The sequence below is a fragment of the [Brevibacterium] flavum genome, from assembly GCF_019317305.1.
Taxonomy (GTDB): domain Bacteria; phylum Actinomycetota; class Actinomycetes; order Mycobacteriales; family Mycobacteriaceae; genus Corynebacterium; species Corynebacterium glutamicum.
In genome coordinates this window covers 1,958,148-1,980,309 of record NZ_CP079240.1, presented here as the reverse complement: position 1 = coordinate 1,980,309, position 22,162 = coordinate 1,958,148, and the positions used below count along the sequence as shown (strand labels likewise).

At 54.3% G+C, this 22,162-nt stretch carries 20 protein-coding genes; 17 read left to right on the top strand and 3 right to left on the bottom strand.

What is annotated here, in order from left to right:
• Positions 1-2 precede the first annotated feature (2 nt).
• The gene (locus tag KW808_RS09540) at positions 3-809 is read left to right on the top strand and encodes a metallophosphoesterase family protein (RefSeq protein ID WP_003861687.1); all 807 of its coding nucleotides are present in this window, start codon (positions 3-5) and stop codon (positions 807-809) included.
• Complete coding sequence (locus KW808_RS09535; RefSeq protein ID WP_003861685.1) at positions 799-1,452, top strand: 4'-phosphopantetheinyl transferase family protein; 654 nt, start codon at positions 799-801, stop codon at positions 1,450-1,452. Before KW808_RS09540 ends, KW808_RS09535 begins: the two co-directional genes overlap by 11 nt.
• A 351-nt stretch (positions 1,453-1,803) precedes the next feature.
• Here the strand turns inward: KW808_RS09535 and truB are convergent, their stop codons facing one another.
• On the bottom strand, positions 1,804-2,697 hold the full coding sequence (gene truB, locus KW808_RS09530) for a tRNA pseudouridine(55) synthase TruB (protein WP_003861683.1): 894 nt from the start codon (positions 2,695-2,697) through the stop codon (positions 1,804-1,806).
• 31 nt (positions 2,698-2,728) lie between these two features.
• Between truB and KW808_RS09525 the strand changes: the two genes are divergently transcribed.
• The 4 genes from KW808_RS09525 to KW808_RS09510 all read left to right on the top strand — a co-directional run bounded on the left by KW808_RS09525 (position 2,729) and on the right by KW808_RS09510 (position 7,741).
• The gene (locus KW808_RS09525) at positions 2,729-3,754 is read left to right on the top strand and encodes a bifunctional riboflavin kinase/FAD synthetase (protein WP_011014798.1); all 1,026 of its coding nucleotides are present in this window, start codon (positions 2,729-2,731) and stop codon (positions 3,752-3,754) included.
• 89 nt (positions 3,755-3,843) lie between these two features.
• On the top strand, positions 3,844-4,794 hold the full coding sequence (locus KW808_RS09520; protein WP_003857483.1) for a nucleoside hydrolase: 951 nt from the start codon (positions 3,844-3,846) through the stop codon (positions 4,792-4,794).
• A gap of 173 nt (positions 4,795-4,967) precedes the next feature.
• Positions 4,968-5,237: a 30S ribosomal protein S15 gene (gene rpsO / locus KW808_RS09515; RefSeq protein ID WP_003857482.1), complete on the top strand. Its 270-nt coding sequence runs from the start codon at positions 4,968-4,970 to the stop codon at positions 5,235-5,237.
• 242 nt (positions 5,238-5,479) lie between these two features.
• Positions 5,480-7,741 carry a polyribonucleotide nucleotidyltransferase gene (locus KW808_RS09510; protein ID WP_003861678.1) on the top strand — a complete coding sequence of 754 codons (2,262 nt, stop codon included), beginning with the start codon at positions 5,480-5,482 and terminating at the stop codon, positions 7,739-7,741.
• 112 nt (positions 7,742-7,853) lie between these two features.
• Here the strand turns inward: KW808_RS09510 and KW808_RS09505 are convergent, their stop codons facing one another.
• Positions 7,854-8,555: an AMIN-like domain-containing (lipo)protein gene (locus KW808_RS09505; RefSeq protein ID WP_003861676.1), complete on the bottom strand. Its 702-nt coding sequence runs from the start codon at positions 8,553-8,555 to the stop codon at positions 7,854-7,856.
• Positions 8,556-8,735: 180 nt separating this feature from the next.
• Between KW808_RS09505 and dapB the strand changes: the two genes are divergently transcribed.
• The 7 genes from dapB (at position 8,736) to KW808_RS09470 (ending at position 18,875) form a co-directional block, all read left to right on the top strand.
• Entirely contained in the window at positions 8,736-9,482 is a 747-nt protein-coding gene (gene dapB / locus KW808_RS09500; protein WP_003861674.1) for a 4-hydroxy-tetrahydrodipicolinate reductase, read from the top strand.
• 51 nt (positions 9,483-9,533) lie between these two features.
• Positions 9,534-10,286 (top strand): FAD-dependent thymidylate synthase, encoded by a 753-nt coding sequence (gene thyX, locus KW808_RS09495; protein ID WP_003861673.1) that lies wholly within the window; start codon positions 9,534-9,536, stop codon positions 10,284-10,286.
• 200 nt (positions 10,287-10,486) lie between these two features.
• The gene (gene dapA, locus KW808_RS09490; protein ID WP_003861670.1) at positions 10,487-11,392 is read left to right on the top strand and encodes a 4-hydroxy-tetrahydrodipicolinate synthase; all 906 of its coding nucleotides are present in this window, start codon (positions 10,487-10,489) and stop codon (positions 11,390-11,392) included.
• 2 nt (positions 11,393-11,394) lie between these two features.
• The gene (locus KW808_RS09485) at positions 11,395-13,551 is read left to right on the top strand and encodes a ribonuclease J (protein WP_003857476.1); all 2,157 of its coding nucleotides are present in this window, start codon (positions 11,395-11,397) and stop codon (positions 13,549-13,551) included.
• 94 nt (positions 13,552-13,645) lie between these two features.
• Positions 13,646-14,281: a TIGR03085 family metal-binding protein gene (locus KW808_RS09480; RefSeq protein WP_003861666.1), complete on the top strand. Its 636-nt coding sequence runs from the start codon at positions 13,646-13,648 to the stop codon at positions 14,279-14,281.
• Positions 14,282-14,499: 218 nt separating this feature from the next.
• On the top strand, positions 14,500-17,379 hold the full coding sequence (locus KW808_RS09475) for an FtsK/SpoIIIE family DNA translocase (RefSeq protein ID WP_003861665.1): 2,880 nt from the start codon (positions 14,500-14,502) through the stop codon (positions 17,377-17,379).
• A 386-nt stretch (positions 17,380-17,765) separates the two neighbouring features.
• Entirely contained in the window at positions 17,766-18,875 is a 1,110-nt protein-coding gene (locus KW808_RS09470) for a TerC family protein (RefSeq protein WP_003861662.1), read from the top strand.
• A 175-nt stretch (positions 18,876-19,050) separates the two neighbouring features.
• On the opposite strand, the gene KW808_RS09465 is transcribed toward KW808_RS09470, so the two are convergent.
• On the bottom strand, positions 19,051-19,338 hold the full coding sequence (locus KW808_RS09465; protein WP_003857466.1) for a YciI family protein: 288 nt from the start codon (positions 19,336-19,338) through the stop codon (positions 19,051-19,053).
• A gap of 193 nt (positions 19,339-19,531) precedes the next feature.
• Here KW808_RS09465 and pgsA point away from each other — a divergent pair, with 193 nt between their 5' ends.
• The 4 genes from pgsA to KW808_RS09445 all read left to right on the top strand — a co-directional run bounded on the left by pgsA (position 19,532) and on the right by KW808_RS09445 (position 22,112).
• Positions 19,532-20,137 carry a CDP-diacylglycerol--glycerol-3-phosphate 3-phosphatidyltransferase gene (gene pgsA, locus KW808_RS09460; protein WP_003861660.1) on the top strand — a complete coding sequence of 202 codons (606 nt, stop codon included), beginning with the start codon at positions 19,532-19,534 and terminating at the stop codon, positions 20,135-20,137.
• A gap of 15 nt (positions 20,138-20,152) precedes the next feature.
• Positions 20,153-20,671 (top strand): CinA family protein, encoded by a 519-nt coding sequence (locus tag KW808_RS09455; RefSeq protein ID WP_003857462.1) that lies wholly within the window; start codon positions 20,153-20,155, stop codon positions 20,669-20,671.
• 57 nt (positions 20,672-20,728) lie between these two features.
• Positions 20,729-21,052: a helix-turn-helix domain-containing protein gene (locus KW808_RS09450; RefSeq protein WP_003861658.1), complete on the top strand. Its 324-nt coding sequence runs from the start codon at positions 20,729-20,731 to the stop codon at positions 21,050-21,052.
• 229 nt (positions 21,053-21,281) lie between these two features.
• A complete protein-coding gene (locus KW808_RS09445; RefSeq protein ID WP_003857458.1) occupies positions 21,282-22,112 on the top strand; it encodes a PspA/IM30 family protein in 831 nt (276 codons plus the stop codon).
• Positions 22,113-22,162: the final 50 nt, after the last annotated feature.

The following is a 22,162-nucleotide window of genomic DNA, read 5'->3' as shown; positions in this document are numbered from 1 at the left end:
AGGTGACCACAACTCTGTGGGCGGTTTCTGACCTCCATGCAGCGGTGAAAGCTAACGCTGATCCAATTGAGAATATTCAGCCTAAGGATCCGTCTGACTGGTTGATTGTTGCAGGTGACGTGGCGGAACGCACCGAATTGGTGCTGGAAATTTTGGCACGTCTGCGCAGGCGCTTTGCCAAGGTGATCTGGGTTCCGGGTAACCATGAGTTGTTTTCTCGCTCCGCGGACCGCTATCAGGGGCGCGATAAGTACTCTGAACTCGTTGAAGGCTGCCGAAAGATTGATGTGTTGACTCCGGAGGACCCTTATTTAACCTTTGGTGGGGTTACTATCGTTCCGTTGTTTACACTCTATGACTACTCGTTCCGTCGACCTGGTTTCACCGTGGAGCAGGCTGTGCAAGCGGCGCGGGATCGTCAAGTGATGATGACTGATGAGTTTTCTATTGCGCCTTTTGTTGATATCCGAGCGTGGTGCTGGGATCGCTTAGCCTATTCCATTAAGCGTTTGAGCAAGATCAACGGGCCAACAATTTTGATTAACCACTGGCCGCTGGTGGTGGAACCGACTTATCAGATGCGCTGGCAGGAACTTGCATTGTGGTGCGGTACTCGCCACACCAGGGGATGGGCCGAACGCTACAACGCGGAAGCCGTTATTTACGGTCATCTGCATATACCCGGAATAACCAACGTCAACGGTGTGAAACACATTGAAGTGTCGTTGGGTTATCCGCGCGAATGGGAGCATTGGTCTGGGCAGCATGTGTGGCCATATCCAGTGATGGAGGTGGACAATGCTGGATGAGTCTTTGTTTCCAAATTCGGCAAAGTTTTCTTTCATGAAAACTGGCGATGCTGTTAATTTAGACCATTTCCATCAGTTGCATCCGTTGGAAAAGGCACTGGTAGCGCACTCGGTTGATATTAGAAAAGCAGAGTTTGGAGATGCCAGGTGGTGTGCACATCAGGCACTCCAAGCTTTGGGACGAGATAGCGGTGATCCCATTTTGCGTGGGGAACGAGGAATGCCATTGTGGCCTTCTTCGGTGTCTGGTTCATTGACCCACACTGACGGATTCCGAGCTGCTGTGGTGGCGCCACGATTGTTGGTGCGTTCTATGGGATTGGATGCCGAACCTGCGGAGCCGCTGCCCAAGGATGTTTTGGGTTCAATCGCTCGGGTGGGGGAGATCCCTCAACTTAAGCGCTTGGAGGAGCAAGGTGTGCACTGCGCGGATCGCCTGCTGTTTTGTGCCAAGGAAGCAACATACAAAGCGTGGTTCCCGCTGACGCATAGGTGGCTTGGTTTTGAACAAGCTGAGATCGACTTGCGTGATGATGGCACTTTTGTGTCCTATTTGCTGGTTCGACCAACTCCAGTGCCGTTTATTTCAGGTAAATGGGTACTGCGTGATGGTTATGTCATAGCTGCGACTGCAGTGACTTGAACTGGATGGAGAGGATACCTGGGTGAGCTGAAAGCCAGGTTGGTGGATGCCTCGCACGGCACGGCGTTTAAGAACCGCTTCTAGCTTTCAACACGTACAGCAACCGTGAATATTAGACCAAGAGGCCCCTTTTTCGGGGCGTCTTTGGTCTGCAATGACACTTTGCTGGTCTGGACTCTCAGTGCGTTTGAAACCAAGGCTTGGATTGGCGGAGTTGGTTTTGGTTTATTTCCACAGCCCACCTGAAATAGTGCCCTCTCAAAATCGCGTTTAAGCCCTCCAAACCGCTCTTTCCACACTCACACCTATCTAGCGAAATTCGACCTCTTAAATCGGCTTCTGGCAGACCAACTAAAGAGTGTTGGGGTGAGCAACAAACACGGTGGCCAGGCGTTTGCCCTTTTCTTCGATGAGCGCCACGGCTTTTCCTGATGGTGTTACTGCAGCGTGGACGCCTTTCAGTCCGCGAGGTTCCAACCATTTGCCCATGGACAGGTCAATGCCTTCGTCTTCGGTGATGTCAAGGACTGGGTAACTGCGGGTGAGTGCCTGGTCGAGGTTGAGGGAGAGTTCTGGATTCTCTTGGAGTTTGGAGAGGGGGGTCGCGTCGTTAAGCGTAAAAGGGCCGACCTCTGTGCGCCTAAGCGCGGTCAGGTGGCCGCCGACCTGCAAAGCGTTGCCGAGGTCGCGGGCGAGCGCGCGGATGTAGGTGCCGGAGGAGCAGTGGACGCGCACATCTAAGTCATAAAATTCACCGTCGACGCGGTAGTCGAGCACGTCAAAGACGCTGACGGTGACGGGACGTGCGGGAATGTCTACTTCTTCGCCGTCGCGGACGCGTTCGTGGGCGCGTTTGCCGTCGATTTTGATGGCGGAGACTTTGGTGGGTTTTTGCATGATGTCGCCGGTGAGGTTGGCGATTTCAGCAAGGATGGTGCTGTGGTCGAGGCCGGATGCGTCTGTTGTGGAGATGACCTCGCCTTCTGCATCATCGGTGCTGGTGGCGGCGCCGAGTCGAATGGTGGCGTCGTAGGCTTTGGTGGAGGCCACCATGTGTGCCAGGAAGCGGGTTCCGCGCTCAATTCCGACGACTAACACGCCGGTTGCCATGGGGTCGAGGGTGCCTGCGTGGCCTACTTTGCGGGTGGAAAATGCGCGGCGCAATTTGGACACCACGTCATGGGATGTCATTCCGGCGGGCTTGTCGACGATCACGAGTCCAGGTTTAGGGGCAGGAGCATTCATGTCTGTTGAGTCTATGCCGTAGTCTAAAACAGTGGATATTTGGAGTGGACTAGACAGCGTTCCGGCTGATCTTCAAGGATCGGTAGTCACCATTGGTGTATTTGATGGGCTCCACCGGGGGCATCAAAGTTTAATCGGCGAGGCCAAGAAGCAGGCCGAGGAGCTGGGTGTGCCTTGTGTCATGGTGACCTTTGACCCGCATCCGATCGCTGTGTTTTTGCCAGGTAAAGAGCCAACCCGTTTGGCTCCTTTGGATTATCGCCTTAATTTGGCTGCGGAATGTGGCGTCGATGCTGCGTTGGTTATTGATTTCACTAAAGAACTCGCAGGTCTGAGCGCTGAAGAGTATTTCACAACCATGATCGTGGATACGCTGCATGCGCGTTCAGTTGTGGTGGGGGAGAACTTCACCTTCGGTGTCAATGGCGCTGGCACTGAGTCCACGATGCGGGAATTGGGACAAAAGTTTGGCGTGAATGTTACGATTGCTCCGCTGCTGCATGATGATGACCAGCGTATTTGCTCCACCTTGGTGCGCGATTACTTGGATCAGGGCGAGGTTGAGCGCGCGAACTGGGCGCTTGGTCGACGCTATGCCGTGCGCGGCGAAGTTGTCCGTGGTGCTGGCCGTGGCGGCAAAGAATTGGGCTATCCCACCGCGAATCTCTACCTGCCGACCTCTGTGGCGCTGCCCGCCGACGGCGTGTATGCAGGCTGGTTCACCATCACCGATGACCGCGAAATCGACAAGGAAATCTCCCGCGATATCGACGGCACCATGGTTCCAGGCGTGCGTTACCAAACTGCCATTTCCGTGGGCACCAATCCCACCTTCGGCGATGAGCGACGCAGCGTCGAGGCATTCATCCTCGACCAGGAAGCCGACCTGTACGGTCACCATGTCATGGTGGAATTCGTGGGACACTTGCGCGACATGGTCAAATTCAATGGCGTCGACGAGCTACTAGACGCCATGGCCCGCGATGTCACCAACGCCCGCGATATCCTTGCCAAAGACAAATTGCTTCTCGACGCCGACACCCAGCCCAGCGCTTAAGGCCGGTCACCGGCCATCAAGCTTGTCACATCGGGTGCCTTATGATGGTGCCCGACCTTAAAAATAAAAACCTGAAAGGTTAAAAACGCATGAGCAAAAAAGCCATCCTTGATATCGACACCGGCATCGATGATGCCCTCGCACTTGCCTACGCACTGGGCTCACCTGAACTAGAGCTCATTGGTGTCACCACCACCTACGGTAACGTGCTACTCGAAACCGGTGCAGTCAATGACCTGGCACTGCTTGATCTGTTCGGTGCACCAGAAGTACCTGTGTACTTGGGTGAGCCACACGCACAGACCAAGGATGGCTTTGAAGTTCTTGAGATCTCCGCGTTCATTCACGGACAAAACGGCATCGGCGAAGTCGAGCTGCCAGCAAGCGAGTCAAAGGCACTCCCCGGCGCAGTGGATTTCCTCATTGATTCCGTCAACACCCACGGCGATGACCTGGTGATCATCGCAACTGGCCCCATGACCAACCTGTCTGCGGCAATCGCAAAGGATCCAAGCTTTGCTTCCAAGGCTCACGTGGTCATCATGGGTGGCGCCTTGACTGTCCCAGGCAACGTCAGCCCATGGGCAGAAGCAAACATCAACCAGGACCCAGATGCAGCAAACGATCTGTTCCGTTCCGGTGCAGATGTCACCATGATCGGTCTTGATGTCACCCTGCAGACCCTTCTTACCAAGAAGCACACTGCGCAGTGGCGCGAACTGGGCACTCCAGCTGCTATCGCACTGGCCGACATGACTGATTACTACATCAAGGCATATGAGACCACCGCACCACACCTGGGCGGTTGCGGCCTGCACGACCCACTGGCAGTAGGCGTTGCAGTGGACCCAAGCCTGGTCACTTTGCTCCCCATCAACCTCAAGGTAGACATTGAGGGCGAGACCCGTGGACGCACCATTGGCGATGAAGTCCGCCTCAACGATCCAGTGCGCACCTCCCGCGCAGCTGTCGCCGTAGACGTGGATCGTTTCCTTTCTGAATTCATGACCCGCATCGGCCGAGTCGCAGCACAGCAGTAAAAGCAGCTTTGGTGAAGGTTTTTGGAGAAGTACCACCAAGCTGTTAAGCTTCCAAGGTGGTTTTGCGACTGCGGTCCGCAGCAGTTGCGAAAAGTACACACATCATCCGGGTTTATCTTGGATGAATGAGTGAAAATTTTTCATGCGGACTGAAATAACTTTTAGGAGACACCATGGCTCTTACTTCTGAGCAGAAGAAGTCCATCCTTTCCGAGTTCGGCCTCCACGAGACCGACACCGGTTCCCCAGAAGCACAGATCGCGCTTCTGACCAACCGCATCAACAACCTCACCGAGCACCTCAAGTTCCACAAGCACGATCACCACTCCCGTCGTGGTCTGCTGCTGCTCGTTGGTCGTCGTCGTGGTCTGCTGAAGTACCTGGCTGACAACAACGTTGATCGCTACCGTGATCTGATCGCACGCCTCGGCCTGCGTCGATAAGCCTGGTTTTTCCAGTCTTTTAAACCCGTTTCCTTGCCTCTTAAAGTGGTGGGGAAGCGGGTTTTCTCGCGTTTCCTGCCACCGGTTTTGGTGAATAAAACTCGTGTCGAGTAGCGCTAAAACTGATAGTGGGGAAAACTGGAGAGAACTGGTAAGGTTTTTACCGTTCTAGACCGCAGAAATCTTCGCGGCGACACCGATGATCGCCGAGCAGAACTAAACATGAGGAGACCTACTCGCATATGAGCGATGTAAAGTACTTCGAAGACACCGAATTTGGCCTGATCGAGGCCGTCGCAACCATCGACAACGGTGACTTCGGAACCCGCACCATCCGTTTTGAAACCGGCCAACTTGCCCGCCAGGCAGATGGTGCAGTGACCACCTACCTCGACGATGACACGATGCTGCTGGCAACCACCACCGCATCCAACCAGCCACGCGAGGGCTTTGACTTCTTCCCACTGACCGTGGACGTTGAAGAGCGCATGTACGCAGCTGGTCGCATCCCTGGCTCTTTCTTCCGTCGTGAGGGCCGCCCATCCACCGAAGCTATCCTGGCTTGCCGTCTCATCGACCGCCCACTGCGCCCAACCTTTGTTAAGGGCCTGCGCAATGAGGTTCAGATCGTTGTCACCGTCATGTCCATGAACCCTGAGGATTACTACGATGTCGTAGCAATCAACGGAGCTTCCGCAGCAACCCGCATCTCCGGACTTCCTGTCTCCGGCGCTGTCGGTGGCGTTCGCATGGCACTGGTTGTTGATGAAAAGCACCCAGAAGGCCAATGGGTTGCATTCCCAACCCACGCTCAACATGAGCAGTCCGTATTTGAAATCGTTGTGGCTGGTCGCCTCGTCGAGCGCAAGCGCGGCAACAAGACCTTCTCCGACGTCGCAGTGATGATGGTGGAAGCTGGCGCTTCCGAAAACGTTGTCAACCGTGTCAAAGACGGTGCACCAGCACCAACCGAAAAGATCGTCTCCGACGGCCTTGAAGCAGCTAAGCCATTCATCGACATCCTGTGCCGCGCACAGGAAGGTCTGGCACAGCGCGTTGGAAACGCAGCCAAGGAATTCCCACTGTTCCCTCCATACACCGACGAGGTGTACTCCGCAGTGGAGCGCAAGGTATCCAAGAAGCTAGCTTCTTTGCTGACCCTGAAGGCAAAGCAAGAGCGCGACGACGCTACCAACGCCTACATGGAAGAAATCGAAGCCGAACTGCTTCCAAAGTTCGAGGCTTCCTACAGCTCAGCAGCTGAAGCGTCCAAGGAAATCCGTGCAGCATACAACGCTGTCATGAAGGCCATCGTGCGCCGCATGATCCTCACCGATCACTTCCGCATCGACGGCCGCGGAGTCACCGACATCCGTGACCTGGCAGTAGAAGTTGAGCTCATCCCACGTGCGCACGGTTCCTCCCTCTTCGAGCGTGGCGAGACCCAGATCCTCGGTGTCACCACCCTGGACATGCTCAAGATGGAACAGCAAATCGACTCCCTGGCACCAGGCGATGCGAAGCGCTACATGCACCACTACAACTTCCCTCCATACTCCACCGGTGAAACCGGTCGTGTGGGCTCACCAAAGCGCCGCGAAATCGGCCACGGTGCACTTGCAGAACGCGCAGTTTTGCCAGTAATCCCATCCCGTGAGGAATTCCCATACGCAATCCGTCAGGTCTCTGAAGCTCTGGGCTCCAACGGCTCCACCTCCATGGGCTCTGTCTGTGCATCCACTCTGTCCCTGTACAACGCTGGTGTTCCACTGAAGGCACCTGTTGCAGGTATCGCCATGGGACTTGTTTCCGGTGAAATCGACGGCAAGACCGAGTACGTTGCACTGACCGACATCCTCGGCGCAGAAGACGCATTCGGCGACATGGACTTCAAGGTTGCCGGCACCGCAGACTTCATCACCGCACTTCAGCTGGACACCAAGCTGGACGGCATTCCTTCCAAGGTGCTCTCCGATGCGCTTGAGCAGGCACGCGATGCCCGACTGACCATCCTGAACACCATGTCTGATGTCATCAACGGACCTGATGAGATGAGCAAGTTCGCTCCTCGCATCACCACCGTGAAGATCCCAGTGGCAAAGATCGGTGAGCTGATCGGACCAAAGGGTAAGAACATCAACGCTCTTACCGAAGAGACCGGCGCAAACATCTCCATCGAAGATGACGGCACCGTGTTCATCTCTGCAGCTGACGGCGCATCTGCTGAAGCGGCGATCGAAAAGATCAACGCTCTGGCGAACCCACAGCTGCCAAAGGTTGGCGAGCGCTTCCTCGGAACCGTCGTTAAGACCACCGCATTCGGAGCATTCGTTTCCTTGCTCCCAGGCCGCGACGGCCTTGTTCACATCTCCAAGCTGGGTAACGGCAAGCGAGTAGAAAAGGTCGACGATGTGGTGAAGGTTGGCGAGAAGATTCAGGTCGAAATCGCTGACATCGACAACCGCGGCAAGATCTCCTTGGTCCCAGTTGTTGAAGAGGACTAATTAGTTCTGGCTAGATCTGGCTAGATCGGGCTAAAAATAAATGTGGCGCTAAAACCTTATTGCGAGGTTTTAGCGCCACATTTTTCTATCTGTAGTTGACGGCGTTCCAGTGCTAGTGAACGATGTCCACCACAAGCCTGGTTGGTTCCTGCAGCAATGAGACCGAGTAATTTCGGGGTTGACCAGATACACCAATGAGAACTTGGGAACGGGCTTCAAAAGTACTGGTGAAGTTGATGTCTTCAACAATGCCTGCACCAGGATATGATCCGGTATCGATACCTGGAACGACAACCTGATCAGGATATCCAATGCCTTGAATATTGACGTTGAGGAAGGAATCACCAGCCATCTCAACTGGAAGACCTGACGCCTGCTGAATTGGATCAGTGGCCCAATCGACCCACCAACCAGGTTGGCTATTACCGGCGATATCAAAAACAACTCGCGTGAACGTTTCGTGCTCGGCAACGCGGATGCCAGCGATCGACATATCGGAGTCACCAACTTGAGCCTGCTGCTTCTGATCCATCGACGGGGAACCCAACGGCGGCAAAGCAGTGGGGGAAGGGGAGTTGGTGGACTCTGAACCAGTGGACTCTGAAGTGGTAGGCGACGGGGCAGCATCTGAAGGCGTGCGAGTTGTGGTGACCGGGCTAGCGGTTTCAGTTTCTGTCACAACTGGAGCAGGACTAGCAGAGGTTGTAGGCGTTGAGCCGCTTCCATCACAAGCACTTAAAAGTAAAGAGGCGGAAACCACAAGCGCCAAGGAACTACCTGCGGAACGGGCGGTGAAGGGCAACTTAAGTCTCATATTTCAAACATAGTTCCACCTGTGTGATTAATCCCTAGAACGGAACAAACTGATGAACAATCGTTAACAACACAGACCAAAACGGTCAGTTAGGTATGGATATCAGCACCTTCTGAATGGGTACGTCTAGACTGGTGGGCGTTTGAAAAACTCTTCGCCCCACGAAAATGAAGGAGAATAATGGGAATCAAGGTTGGCGTTCTCGGAGCCAAAGGCCGTGTTGGTCAAACTATTGTGGCAGCAGTCAATGAGTCCGATGATCTGGAGCTTGTTGCAGAGATCGGCGTCGACGATGATTTGAGCCTTCTGGTAGACAACGGCGCTGAAGTTGTCGTTGACTTCACCACTCCTAACGCTGTGATGGGCAACCTGGAGTTCTGCATCAACAACGGCATTTCTGCGGTTGTTGGAACCACGGGCTTCGATGATGCTCGTTTGGAGCAGGTTCGCACCTGGCTTGAAGGAAAAGACAATGTCGGTGTTCTGATCGCACCTAACTTTGCTATCTCTGCGGTGTTGACCATGGTCTTTTCCAAGCAGGCTGCCCGCTTCTTCGAATCAGCTGAAGTTATTGAGCTGCACCACCCCAACAAGCTGGATGCACCTTCAGGCACCGCGATCCACACTGCTCAGGGCATTGCTGCGGCACGCAAAGAAGCAGGCATGGACGCACAGCCAGATGCGACCGAGCAGGCACTTGAGGGTTCCCGTGGCGCAAGCGTAGATGGAATCCCAGTTCATGCAGTCCGCATGTCCGGCATGGTTGCTCACGAGCAAGTTATCTTTGGCACCCAGGGTCAGACCTTGACCATCAAGCAGGACTCCTATGATCGCAACTCATTTGCACCAGGTGTCTTGGTGGGTGTGCGCAACATTGCACAGCACCCAGGCCTAGTCGTAGGACTTGAGCATTACCTAGGCCTGTAAAGGCTCATTTCAGCAGCGGGTGGAATTTTTTAAAAGGAGCGTTTAAAGGCTGTGGCCGAACAAGTTAAATTGAGCGTGGAGTTGATAGCGTGCAGTTCTTTTACTCCACCCGCTGATGTTGAGTGGTCAACTGATGTTGAGGGCGCGGAAGCACTCGTCGAGTTTGCGGGTCGTGCCTGCTACGAAACTTTTGATAAGCCGAACCCTCGAACTGCTTCCAATGCTGCGTATCTGCGCCACATCATGGAAGTGGGGCACACTGCTTTGCTTGAGCATGCCAATGCCACGATGTATATCCGAGGCATTTCTCGGTCCGCGACCCATGAATTGGTCCGACACCGCCATTTTTCCTTCTCTCAACTGTCTCAGCGTTTCGTGCACAGCGGAGAATCGGAAGTAGTGGTGCCCACTCTCATCGATGAAGATCCGCAGTTGCGTGAACTTTTCATGCACGCCATGGATGAGTCTCGGTTCGCTTTCAATGAGCTGCTTAATGCGCTGGAAGAAAAACTTGGCGATGAACCGAATGCACTTTTAAGGAAAAAGCAGGCTCGTCAAGCAGCTCGCGCTGTGCTGCCCAACGCTACAGAGTCCAGAATCGTGGTGTCTGGAAACTTCCGCACCTGGAGGCATTTCATTGGCATGCGAGCCAGTGAACATGCAGACGTCGAAATCCGCGAAGTAGCGGTAGGATGTTTAAGAAAGCTGCAGGTAGCAGCGCCAACTGTTTTCGGTGATTTTGAGATTGAAACTTTGGCAGACGGATCGCAAATGGCAACAAGCCCGTATGTCATGGACTTTTAACGCAAAGCTCACACCCACGAGCTAAAAATTCATATAGTTAAGACAACATTTTTGGCTGTAAAAGACAGCCGTAAAAACCTCTTGCTCATGTCAATTGTTCTTATCGGAATGTGGCTTGGGCGATTGTTATGCAAAAGTTGTTAGGTTTTTTGCGGGGTTGTTTAACCCCCAAATGAGGGAAGAAGGTAACCTTGAACTCTATGAGCACAGGTTTAACAGCTAAGACCGGAGTAGAGCACTTCGGCACCGTTGGAGTAGCAATGGTTACTCCATTCACGGAATCCGGAGCCATCGATATCGCTGCTGGCCGCGAAGTCGCGGCTTATTTGGTTGATAAGGGCTTGGATTCTTTGGTTCTCGCGGGCACCACTGGTGAATCCCCAACGACAACCGCCGCTGAAAAACTAGAACTGCTCAAGGCCGTTCGTGAGGAAGTTGGGGATCGGGCGAAGCTCATCGCCGGTGTCGGAACCAACAACACGCGGACATCTGTGGAACTTGCGGAAGCTGCTGCTTCTGCTGGCGCAGACGGCCTTTTAGTTGTAACTCCTTATTACTCCAAGCCGAGCCAAGAGGGATTGCTGGCGCACTTCGGTGCAATTGCTGCAGCAACAGAGGTTCCAATTTGTCTCTATGACATTCCTGGTCGGTCAGGTATTCCAATTGAGTCTGATACCATGAGACGCCTGAGTGAATTACCTACGATTTTGGCGGTCAAGGACGCCAAGGGTGACCTCGTTGCAGCCACGTCATTGATCAAAGAAACGGGACTTGCCTGGTATTCAGGCGATGACCCACTAAACCTTGTTTGGCTTGCTTTGGGCGGATCAGGTTTCATTTCCGTAATTGGACATGCAGCCCCCACAGCATTACGTGAGTTGTACACAAGCTTCGAGGAAGGCGACCTCGTCCGTGCGCGGGAAATCAACGCCAAACTATCACCGCTGGTAGCTGCCCAAGGTCGCTTGGGTGGAGTCAGCTTGGCAAAAGCTGCTCTGCGTCTGCAGGGCATCAACGTAGGAGATCCTCGACTTCCAATTATGGCTCCAAATGAGCAGGAACTTGAGGCTCTCCGAGAAGACATGAAAAAAGCTGGAGTTCTATAAATATGAATGATTCCCGAAATCGCGGCCGGAAGGTTACCCGCAAGGCGGGCCCACCAGAAGCTGGTCAGGAAAACCATGTGGATACCCCTGTCTTTCAGGCACCAGATGCTTCCTCTAACCAGAGCGCTGTAAAAGCTGAGACCGCCGGAAACGACAATCGGGATGCTGCGCAAGGTGCTCAAGGATCCCAAGATTCTCAGGGTTCCCAGAACGCTCAAGGTTCCCAGAACCGCGAGTCCGGAAACAACAACCGCAACCGTTCCAACAACAACCGTCGCGGTGGTCGTGGACGTCGTGGATCCGGAAACGCCAATGAGGGCGCGAACAACAACAGCGGTAACCAGAACCGTCAGGGCGGAAACCGTGGCAACCGCGGTGGCGGACGCCGAAACGTTGTTAAGTCGATGCAGGGTGCGGATCTGACCCAGCGCCTGCCAGAGCCACCAAAGGCACCGGCAAACGGTCTGCGTATTTACGCACTTGGTGGCATTTCCGAAATCGGTCGCAACATGACCGTGTTTGAGTACAACAACCGTCTGCTCATCGTGGACTGTGGTGTGCTCTTCCCATCTTCAGGTGAGCCAGGCGTTGACCTGATTCTTCCTGACTTCGGCCCAATTGAGGATCACCTGCACCGCGTCGATGCATTGGTGGTTACTCACGGACACGAAGACCACATTGGTGCTATTCCCTGGCTGCTGAAGCTGCGCAACGATATCCCAATTTTGGCATCCCGTTTCACCTTGGCTCTGATTGCAGCTAAGTGTAAGGAACACCGTCAGCGTCCGAAGCTGATCGAGGTCAATGAGCAGTCCAATGAGGACCGCGGACCGTTCAACATTCGCTTCTGGGCTGTTAACCACTCCATCCCAGACTGCCTTGGTCTTGCTATCAAGACTCCTGCTGGTTTGGTCATCCACACCGGTGACATCAAGCTGGATCAGACTCCTCCTGATGGACGCCCAACTGACCTGCCTGCATTGTCCCGTTTCGGTGACGAGGGCGTGGACTTGATGCTGTGTGACTCCACCAACGCCACCACCCCTGGTGTTTCTGGATCTGAAGCTGATGTTGCTCCAACCCTGAAGCGTTTGGTCGGCGATGCTAAGCAGCGCGTCATTTTGGCGTCGTTTGCTTCCAACGTGTACCGCGTTCAGGCAGCTGTGGATGCTGCTGTTGCGTCCAACCGTAAGGTTGCATTCAACGGTCGTTCCATGATTCGCAACATGGAGATCGCGGAGAAGCTTGGTTACCTGAAGGCACCTCGCGGAACCATTATTTCCATGGATGATGCTTCTCGTATGGCTCCTCACAAGGTCATGCTGATTACCACTGGTACTCAGGGTGAGCCTATGGCTGCGCTGTCTCGCATGGCGCGTCGTGAGCACCGACAGATCACTGTCCGTGATGGAGACTTGATTATCCTTTCTTCCTCCCTGGTTCCAGGTAACGAAGAAGCAGTGTTCGGTGTCATCAACATGCTGGCTCAGATCGGTGCAACTGTTGTTACCGGTCGCGACGCCAAGGTGCACACCTCGGGCCACGGCTACTCCGGAGAGCTGTTGTTCTTGTACAACGCCGCTCGTCCGAAGAACGCTATGCCTGTCCACGGCGAGTGGCGCCACCTGCGCGCCAACAAGGAACTGGCTATCTCCACTGGTGTTAACCGCGACAACGTTGTGCTTGCACAAAACGGTGTTGTGGTTGATATGGTCAACGGTCGCGCACAGGTTGTTGGTCAGATTCCAGTTGGTAACCTTTACGTCGACGGTGTCACCATGGGTGATATTGACGCGGACATCCTTGCAGACCGTACCTCGCTTGGTGAGGGTGGCTTGATCTCGATCACTGCTGTCATCGACAACCGCACTGGCCGTCTGTTGGAGCGCCCAACCGTTCAGACCAGCGGTTTCTCTGAGGATGCAAAGTCCATGATGGGTGAGGTCACTGAGCTGTCCGAAACCACCATGAATGATCTTGCAGCTGAAGGTGAAAACGATCCTTACCGCATGGTTCAGCAGCTGCGCCGCAAGCTCTCTCGCTTCGTCGAGCAGAAGTGGAAGCGCCAGCCGGTCATCATGCCAACCGTCATTCCGATGACTGCGGAAACCACGCACATCGGTGACGATGAGGTTCGCGCTTCACGCGAGTCCCTGTAAAAGCATTTCGCTTTTCGACGTCGCGAGCCCGCAGCACCCAACCTGGGTGCCGCGGGCTCAACGCGTTTCTACACATTGATCTAGTCTTGGTTGCATGAATCTCGCACAAACAGAACGAGCAGCACTTCAAGCATCACTGTTGGAAAAGGGGCCAGACGCACCAACCTTGTGCGGCGAATGGACCACCAAAGATCTTGCGGCACACCTTTATGTCCGTGAGCAGAAGCCAGGAGCAGCGCTGCGCAGTATGCTTCCCGGCAAGCAGGATCCTGCAAAAGAAGAGTTTGAAGAAGCGCTTACCCGCCCTTACGTGGACGTTGTCAACGCGTGGGCTGAAGGCCCACAGGGGCTGAATCCATGGCGAGCCCTTGACTCTATTGGAAATGGCATGGAGCATTTCATTCACCATGAAGATGTTCTGCGTGGCGCGTTGCAGCCAGGCGATGAAGTAGAAGTTCGTCCCATGGACCATGCGCACGGCAAAGAGCTGCACCGCATTTTAAAACTTCTGGCTCCACGAATGATCAAATCACCGCGACCCGTGGTTCTAGCTCCGGTGGGTTTTCCGAGGATTGTTCTTCATGAAGGTCGGGGAGTGTCGGCCGATGGTGAAAACGTCTGTCGGATTAGCGGTGGGGTAGGGGAGCTGCTGTTGTGGCTGTCTGGCCGTGATGTTGTGAAACTAACATTTGAAGGCAACCAAGAGGGCGTTGTTCGGGGAAGTTTATAGAAAACTTGGACGAATCGCGTGGTGCTTCTGTGAATAGAGTTGTTTGAGCGACTAGAGTTAAGGCCATGACTGTCAGAAACGGCGCACCCAAGCGGGGAAGCTCACGATCATCGGGAAAGTCGACGGGGCCAAAAACCACCGCGACGACCAGGCGAAGCAAACCAACAACCAGCATCTCTCGGGGTGGCCGGTCAGAGACTGCTGCGTTTACAACATCGATGACCGCTCGACGCGCTGCTGATACTTCCGAAGAACGGACCGGCAGCGCATTTCGCGCTGTGGGATCCGGTATCGGAACGCTATTTGGTGCCACCGCGAGTGGCTTGGGTAAGATGACCCGTTCCATTGGTGAACTTGGTCGTCGTCGAAACGAAGATGTACTCGATGATTTTGATGATTTCGAGGAGGAGATCGCAACGAAACCCGCCACACGAAAATCGCGGAGCAAGGCTGTTGAACCTGAGCCGGAATTCGATGAGGATTTTGATGAGCAATCAGGAAACCGCACTTCTGCCTATGTAGAAGAGCACGCAGACGGCATTGCATTGAGCCTGGTTGGTATTGCAATTGTCTTGGGCGCTGCGGTGTGGCTAGGCATTGGTGGACCGATTGGCACGTTCATCGCCGATATCGTCCACCTCGCTATTGGCGCTGGTGCTTGGATCTTGCCGGTCGGCCTCATTGGGTGGGCTGTCGCGCTCATGCTTCGTTACACTCCAGAGCGTCAAGCTCAGGGCAGGGTGATGTTGGGCATCGGTGTGATCATCGTGTGCATGCTGGCCTTGATTCACCTCTTTGCTGGTAACCCAGCTGAGTGGGAGGGCCGAAAGACCGCTGGCGGTGCCATCGGTGCGTGGATTGGAACCCCATTGGAACTGGGATTCTCCGTGTTCTTGGCGGTGCCGATCCTGCTTCTGCTGCTGTTCTGGGGAGCGTTGAAAACCACGGGAATTTCGATTCGTGAGTTCATCGAATTTGCGGGTGGCTTCTTTGGCTTCGCAGGATTTAACCGCGATGAAGATGAATTCGACGAGGAAGAGGATGATCTCTACGGACACGTGGAACGCGAGTTGGAATCCCGCGCGAGCGGTCGTGCACCAAGTAGAACCCCTAGCCGAGCGCTGCCTAAGGCTGCGCCACGTCGCACCCCACCTCTGACTCCGCCACCGGCACCAGTTCCTGCGCCAGCCCCAACACCTGCGCGCCGCCCAGCGGCGTCGCTGGATAAGTATCCCGTGGATGACGCGAAGGCCGAGGCCCCCGCGGAACCGCAGGTGAAGCAGAGGGAGGCGTCGACAAGCATCTTGAAGAAGCCGAGCGTCACCGAAACTGATGAGTTCCCAGCGGTGACCGAGGAAGATCTGGCGCCGGCGCCGGCGTCGGATGCGGTGGCAGCGTCGAGGGAAAGCATGCGTCAGGCGATTATTGCGCGATCGGGCAAGGATCCCGTCGTGGAGAAGAAGCCTGCGGCACCTGCTCCTGTAGCGCCGACCCCTGCCGACATTGTCAGCGATGGCGACAGCACTTATGTGTTGCCGAGTGCCGATCTGCTGATTCCAGGCGAGCCAGCGAAGCTTCACTCAGAGACCAACGATCGCATGATCGAGGCCATTACTGACGTGTTCAGTGAGTTCAATGTTGATGCGACCGTGACTGGTTTCTCCCGTGGTCCGACAGTCACGCGCTATGAAATTGAGCTGGGACCTGGTGTGAAAGTTTCTAAAATCACCAACCTGCAATCCAATATTGCCTACGCTGTGGCGACTGAGAATGTTCGTCTGCTGACCCCAATTCCAGGTAAATCAGCAGTCGGTATTGAGGTGCCAAACTCTGACCGTGAGATGGTTCGCCTGGGTGATGTGCTCAATGCGCGTGCCACCGTGGAAAACAAAGACTCCATGCTCATTGGTTTGGGTAAGGATATTGAAGGCGACTTCGTGTCCTACTCCGTGCAGAAAATGCCTCACCTTCTTGTGGCTGGTTCCACCGGTTCTGGTAAGTCGGCGTTCGTGAACTCGCTGCTGGTGTCACTGCTCACGCGTGCAAAGCCAGAAGAAGTCCGTCTGATTCTGGTGGACCCAAAGATGGTGGAACTCACACCATACGAGGGCATTCCACACCTGATTACGCCGATCATTACCCAACCAAAGAAGGCCGCGGCAGCACTGCAGTGGCTGGTTGAGGAAATGGAACAGCGCTACATGGACATGAAACAAACCCGTGTGCGCCACATCAAGGACTTCAACCGCAAGATTAAATCTGGCGAAATTGAGACCCCTCCAGGATCCAAGCGCGAATACCGTGCGTACCCATACATCGTGTGTGTGGTCGACGAGCTCGCTGACCTGATGATGACCGCACCGAAGGAAATCGAAGAGTCCATCGTGCGCATCACCCAGAAGGCACGTGCCGCCGGTATCCACCTCGTGCTGGCAACGCAGCGCCCATCCGTGGACGTTGTGACCGGTCTGATCAAGACCAACGTTCCTTCACGTTTGGCTTTCGCAACCTCATCGCTAACTGACTCCCGCGTTATTTTGGACCAGGGTGGCGCTGAAAAGCTGATCGGCATGGGCGACGCGCTGTTCATCCCACAGGGTGCCGGCAAGCCACAACGTATCCAGGGTGCCTTTGTCACCGATGAAGAAATCCAAGCGGTCGTGGACATGGCCAAGGCTCAGCGCCAGCCTGAATACACCGACGGTGTCACCGAAGATAAGGCTTCCGAAGCTAAGAAGATCGATGCCGATATCGGAAACGATCTGGAAGATCTCCTCGAAGCAGTCGAACTCGTGGTGACCTCACAAATGGGATCCACCTCCATGCTGCAGCGCAAACTGCGCATCGGTTTTGCCAAGGCCGGACGCCTCATGGACCTCATGGAAACCCGCGGTGTGGTGGGCCCATCCGAAGGCTCTAAGGCTCGTGAAGTTTTGGTCAAGCCAGAAGAGCTGGAAACCATTTTGTGGATGCTTAAAGGTGCAGACCCCGCCGACGCACCGAAGGAAGAGACCTGGGATGACGAGGTGGCAGCGGAAGCTGAAGAAGCGGCCAACACCACCGTCGTGCAGGCTGATCCTTCCAAGGGAGTGTGTTAAGGCTTTAGGAGCCTAGTGGCTCTGGATCGTTGAGTCGGGCCTGTTCGCACAGTTTGCGGTTTTAGACTGCTTTGAACTGTGGGAGCATGTCCGATTCTTTTTGCTTAAGTCGGGTTGAGTGTCTGGGGTTTTAGCTTCGGGGCGGTGACGGGGTAGCAATTTCCCACCATCTGGGTTATAGTTTTCCCGTATTGGAGGGGAGTACCCCACAAGCAGCGTTGATCGTCAACACGGAAATCAAACTTTAAAGAATTTTAGGTTGTGAATTCCCGGTCACACTGGCCCATTTTGTTTTTCAGATGCATGTTAGATGCGTTGAGGGACAAGGGTGGGGGAGACCTCCGGTTCTTAAATTGTCTAACCAAGAACCGGAGGTTCTTTTTATCATGGAAGTAAACTTAGCCACATGGCTAATCACTATCGCAGTGATCACTGGCTTCTTCATTTTCGATTTCTATTCCCACGTTCGCACCCCCCACGAGCCCACCATTAAAGAATCCGCATGGTGGAGCCTGTTCTATGTCGGTCTTGCCTGTGTATTCGGCATCTTCTTGTGGTTCGTTTGGGGCGAGCCTGGTAACCCACACCAGCACGGCATCGAGTTCTTCACCGGTTACGTGACAGAGAAGGCACTGAGCGTTGATAACTTGTTTATCTTCGCGCTGATCATGGGTGCCTTTAAGATTCCGCGTAAGTACCAGCAAAAGGTACTCCTCATCGGTATTGCACTGGCTCTGGTCTTCCGCCTCGTGTTCATCCTCCTCGGCGCTGCAATTATCGAAGCATGGTCCGATGTCTTCTACATCTTCTCCATCTGGCTGATCTACACCGCTGTGAAGCTCCTGTGGGACGAAGTTCGAGACACCCCTGAGACCGACCCGAACGACATGTTCATCATTAAGGCGCTGCGCAAGGTCATTCCGGTTACTGAGGGCTACCACGGCGACAAGCTCACTCACCGCTTCGGAGGCAAGCTGCACCTGACCCCACTGTTCGTTGCACTTGTATCCATCGGCATGGTTGACCTGATGTTCGCACTGGACTCTATCCCAGCGATTTACGGCATCACCACGGAGCCTTACATCGTGTTCACCACTAACGCATTCGCCCTGCTGGGTCTGCGCCAAATGTACTTCCTGCTTGACGGCCTGCTTGACCGCCTGGTCTACCTGCCTTATGGCTTGGGTCTTATCCTGCTGTTCATTGGTGCAAAGCTTGGTCTGCATGCACTGCACGAAAACAACCTGCCATTCATCAACGGTGGTGAAAACGTCTCCGTACCTGAGGTTTCCACCGTATTCTCCTTGGCCTTCATCATTGGTGTCCTGACAATCACCGTCATCGCATCCATCATCAAGAACAAGCGCGATGAAAACCAGGGCGGTATTCCACCAAAGTGGAACGCTGCAAAGTATGAGGGCGACAACTGGGAGACCGGTGAGGAGCCTGAAACCGGATCCGCCACCGTTACCGATACCTCCTCAGAGAAGAAGTAACAGCATTACTTAAAATAGAGGGCCAGCACCGAGGAGTTTCGGTGCTGGCCCTTTAGCCATACGACGCTGGATTAGGCAGCAACGCTGGATTAGGCAGCAACGCTGGTTTAGGCAAGCGAGAAGGCGCCTGACTTTCATACAAGTCAAGCGCCAAAATTGTTAAAGAAAAAGTTGCCTAGAAATCTTTGGTCACAGGGTTCCAGCTACGGATGACGCGGTTGTCCAGCACGTTTTCTACGTGGAATGGATCATTGTTCATCAGGGTTTCAGCATCAACAAGGTTGGAGCCTTCTTCCAACTTGATGACAATCAGCGCGCCACCGTCGCCGTCCACGAAAGGACCGGAGCCAACGATTTTGCCCTCCGCATGAAGGTTGGCAATGAACTCGCGGTGGACGGTACGAACTTCAGCGACTTTCTCGCTGTCTGGGTTGTATGTGTAAAGCACGGCAAAATAAGTCATAACAGGTAAGTTTAGGCGTCTAGACGTACACTAAACGGAATTTGGTTCACTTATATTCTTCTCTTGCTTTTGTGGCGCTTCGTCCGTCGAGAGGTTTTTAGGAATAGAGTGGGCTCAAGCTTTGAGACAAGTTTTTTGGAGAAATCATTACTAGTCGTAGTCTTCAATTTGGGTGCAGGTAGGGTGGAACACCGTGAGTGATGTATCAGCAGGCGTAAATGGCGCACAAGATCCAAGCAATCAAGCGGTCAAGCCTTCCAACTGGAACCTTCCGAACTTCTTGACCAGCTTGCGCATCATTGTCATCCCTTTGTTTGCGTGGCTTACGCTTAAAGGTGAGACGGAAAACAATGCTTTTGCCTGGTGGGCGTTGGTTGTTTTCATTTTGCTCATGATCACCGACAAGCTTGACGGCGATATTGCGCGAGCACGTGGCCTGGTCACTGACTTTGGCAAGATCGCGGATCCGATTGCCGATAAGGCACTGATGACCACAGCATTTGTCTGTTTCAACATCATTGGCATCTTGCCATGGTGGGTCACTGCGTTGATTGTGTTGCGTGAGTTCGGTATTACTATCTGGCGTTTCTTCCAACTGCGCGCTGGAAATGTTGTGCCTGCATCGAAGGGAGGCAAGCTCAAGACTGCTCTGCAGACTGTTGCTGTTGCTTTGTATCTGTGCCCTTTCCCAAGTTGGATGGATATTCCAAGCCAGATCGTCATGTATGCAGCGCTGATCGTCACCGTAGTCACGGGTCTGCAGTACCTGTGGGATTCACGAAAGTCCGCAGAAAGCTAGACCATGTCGGAGAATCTGGCGGAGAATCTGGCGGGGCGAGTGGTGGAGCTGTTGAAATCGCGCGGTGAAACGCTGGCGTTTTGTGAATCTCTCACAGCCGGCCTTGCCAGTGCGACGATCGCAGAGATCCCCGGCGCCTCAGTGGTACTTAAAGGCGGGCTGGTCACCTATGCCACCGAGCTTAAGGTTGCGCTTGCCGGTGTGCCGCAGGAGCTTATCGACGCGCACGGCGTTGTTTCCCCGCAGTGCGCCCGTGCGATGGCAACGGGGGCCGCACACAGATGCCAGGCAGATTGGGCGGTTTCGCTCACGGGCGTTGCTGGCCCCAGCGAACAAGATGGTCATCCGGTGGGGGAAGTGTGGATCGGAGTGGCTGGTCCTGCGCATTTTGGGGCGTCGGGAACAATTGACGCGTATCGTGCGTTTGAAAGTGAACAACAGGTAATATTGGCTGAATTGGGACGGCATCATATTAGAGAGTCTGCTGTACAGCAAAGCTTTCGCCTGCTGATTGACCATATTGAGTCGCAGTGACTCAAGTTTCCAGGTAAACTGGGAACAAATTTTAGGGAAAGGGAGTTGAACCTAACGATGGTTACTTATACAACCCTTCTAGACAAGCCGATTTCAGAATCTGCCCCACGGAAAGCTCCAGAGCCACTTCTCCGCGAAGCTCTGGGTGCAGCTCTTCGTTCTTTCCGTGCTGACAAGGGCGTTACTTTGCGTGAGCTGGCGGAAGCTTCACGTGTGTCACCTGGTTATCTTTCAGAATTGGAACGAGGCCGCAAAGAGGTGTCCTCGGAGCTTCTTGCCTCCGTGTGCCACGCTTTGGGGGCCAGCGTTGCGGATGTGTTGATCGAAGCTGCAGGTTCCATGGCGCTGCAAGCAGCACAGGAAGACCTCGCTCGCGTCTAAGCGCATGGGTGGGCGTCGAAAAGCAGTAAAAGATTGCTTTTCGACGCCCATTGTTGGCTTTATAGCGCTAATATGGACGGCGTCGAGGTTCGGCTAACTTCATACCGCTAAAATTACATGTGGCGTGAAGGCAGTTGTGCCGGTGTACGTGGCGTCATGGATAATGATCGCATAAATGAATACAGCGAAATTACCTGTTTCAGATATTTAGGAAGGCTCACTTTTCAACATGGCTAATCCATTCTCCAAGGCATGGAAGTACCTCATGGCGTTGTTCGACTCCAAGATTGAGGAGAACGCGGATCCTAAGGTACAGATCCAGCAAGCCATCGAAGATGCTCAGCGCCAGCATCAGGAGCTCTCCCAGCAGGCAGCAGCTGTTATTGGTAACCAGCGTCAGCTTGAAATGCAGCTGAACCGCCGTCTGGCTGAAATTGAGAAGCTGCAGGGCAACACCCGCCAGGCTATCCAGCTGGCTGACAAGGCTCGCGCTGACGGTGATGTCAAGAAGGCTACTGAGTACGAAAACGCCGCTGAGGCTTTCGCTGCACAGCTGGTTACTGCTGAGCAGTCCGTTGAAGATACCAAGCAGCTCCACGACCAGGCTCTGCAGCAGGCTGATCAGGCTAAGAAGGCTGTGGAGCGTAACTCCATGGCTTTGCAGCAGAAGGTTGCTGAGCGCACCAAGCTTCTGAGCCAGCTGGAGCAGGCGAAGATGCAGGAAAAGGTTTCCGAGTCCCTGAAGTCCATGGATTCTTTGACCTCCGGCAGCACTCCTAACCTGGATCAAGTTCGTGAGAAGATTGAGCGTCGTTACGCTAACGCGCTTGGCCAGGCTGAGCTTGCGTCCAACTCTGTTGAGGGCCGCATGGCTGAGGTTGAGCAGGCTGGCGTTCAGATGGCTGGACACTCCCGCCTTGAGCAGATCCGCGCTGAGATGGCTGGTGGTTCCCTGACCGCTGGTAACAAGCAGGAGTCCATTGAGGCTCCTGCAGCGGGCAACAACGTCACTGATGACGCAGTTGCACAGCGCATGCGTGAGCTGCGCGGCGAGGCTTAAACCTGCCACAGCAGACTAAAAGCGGGGCTCGTACTTTCGTTAGTACGAGC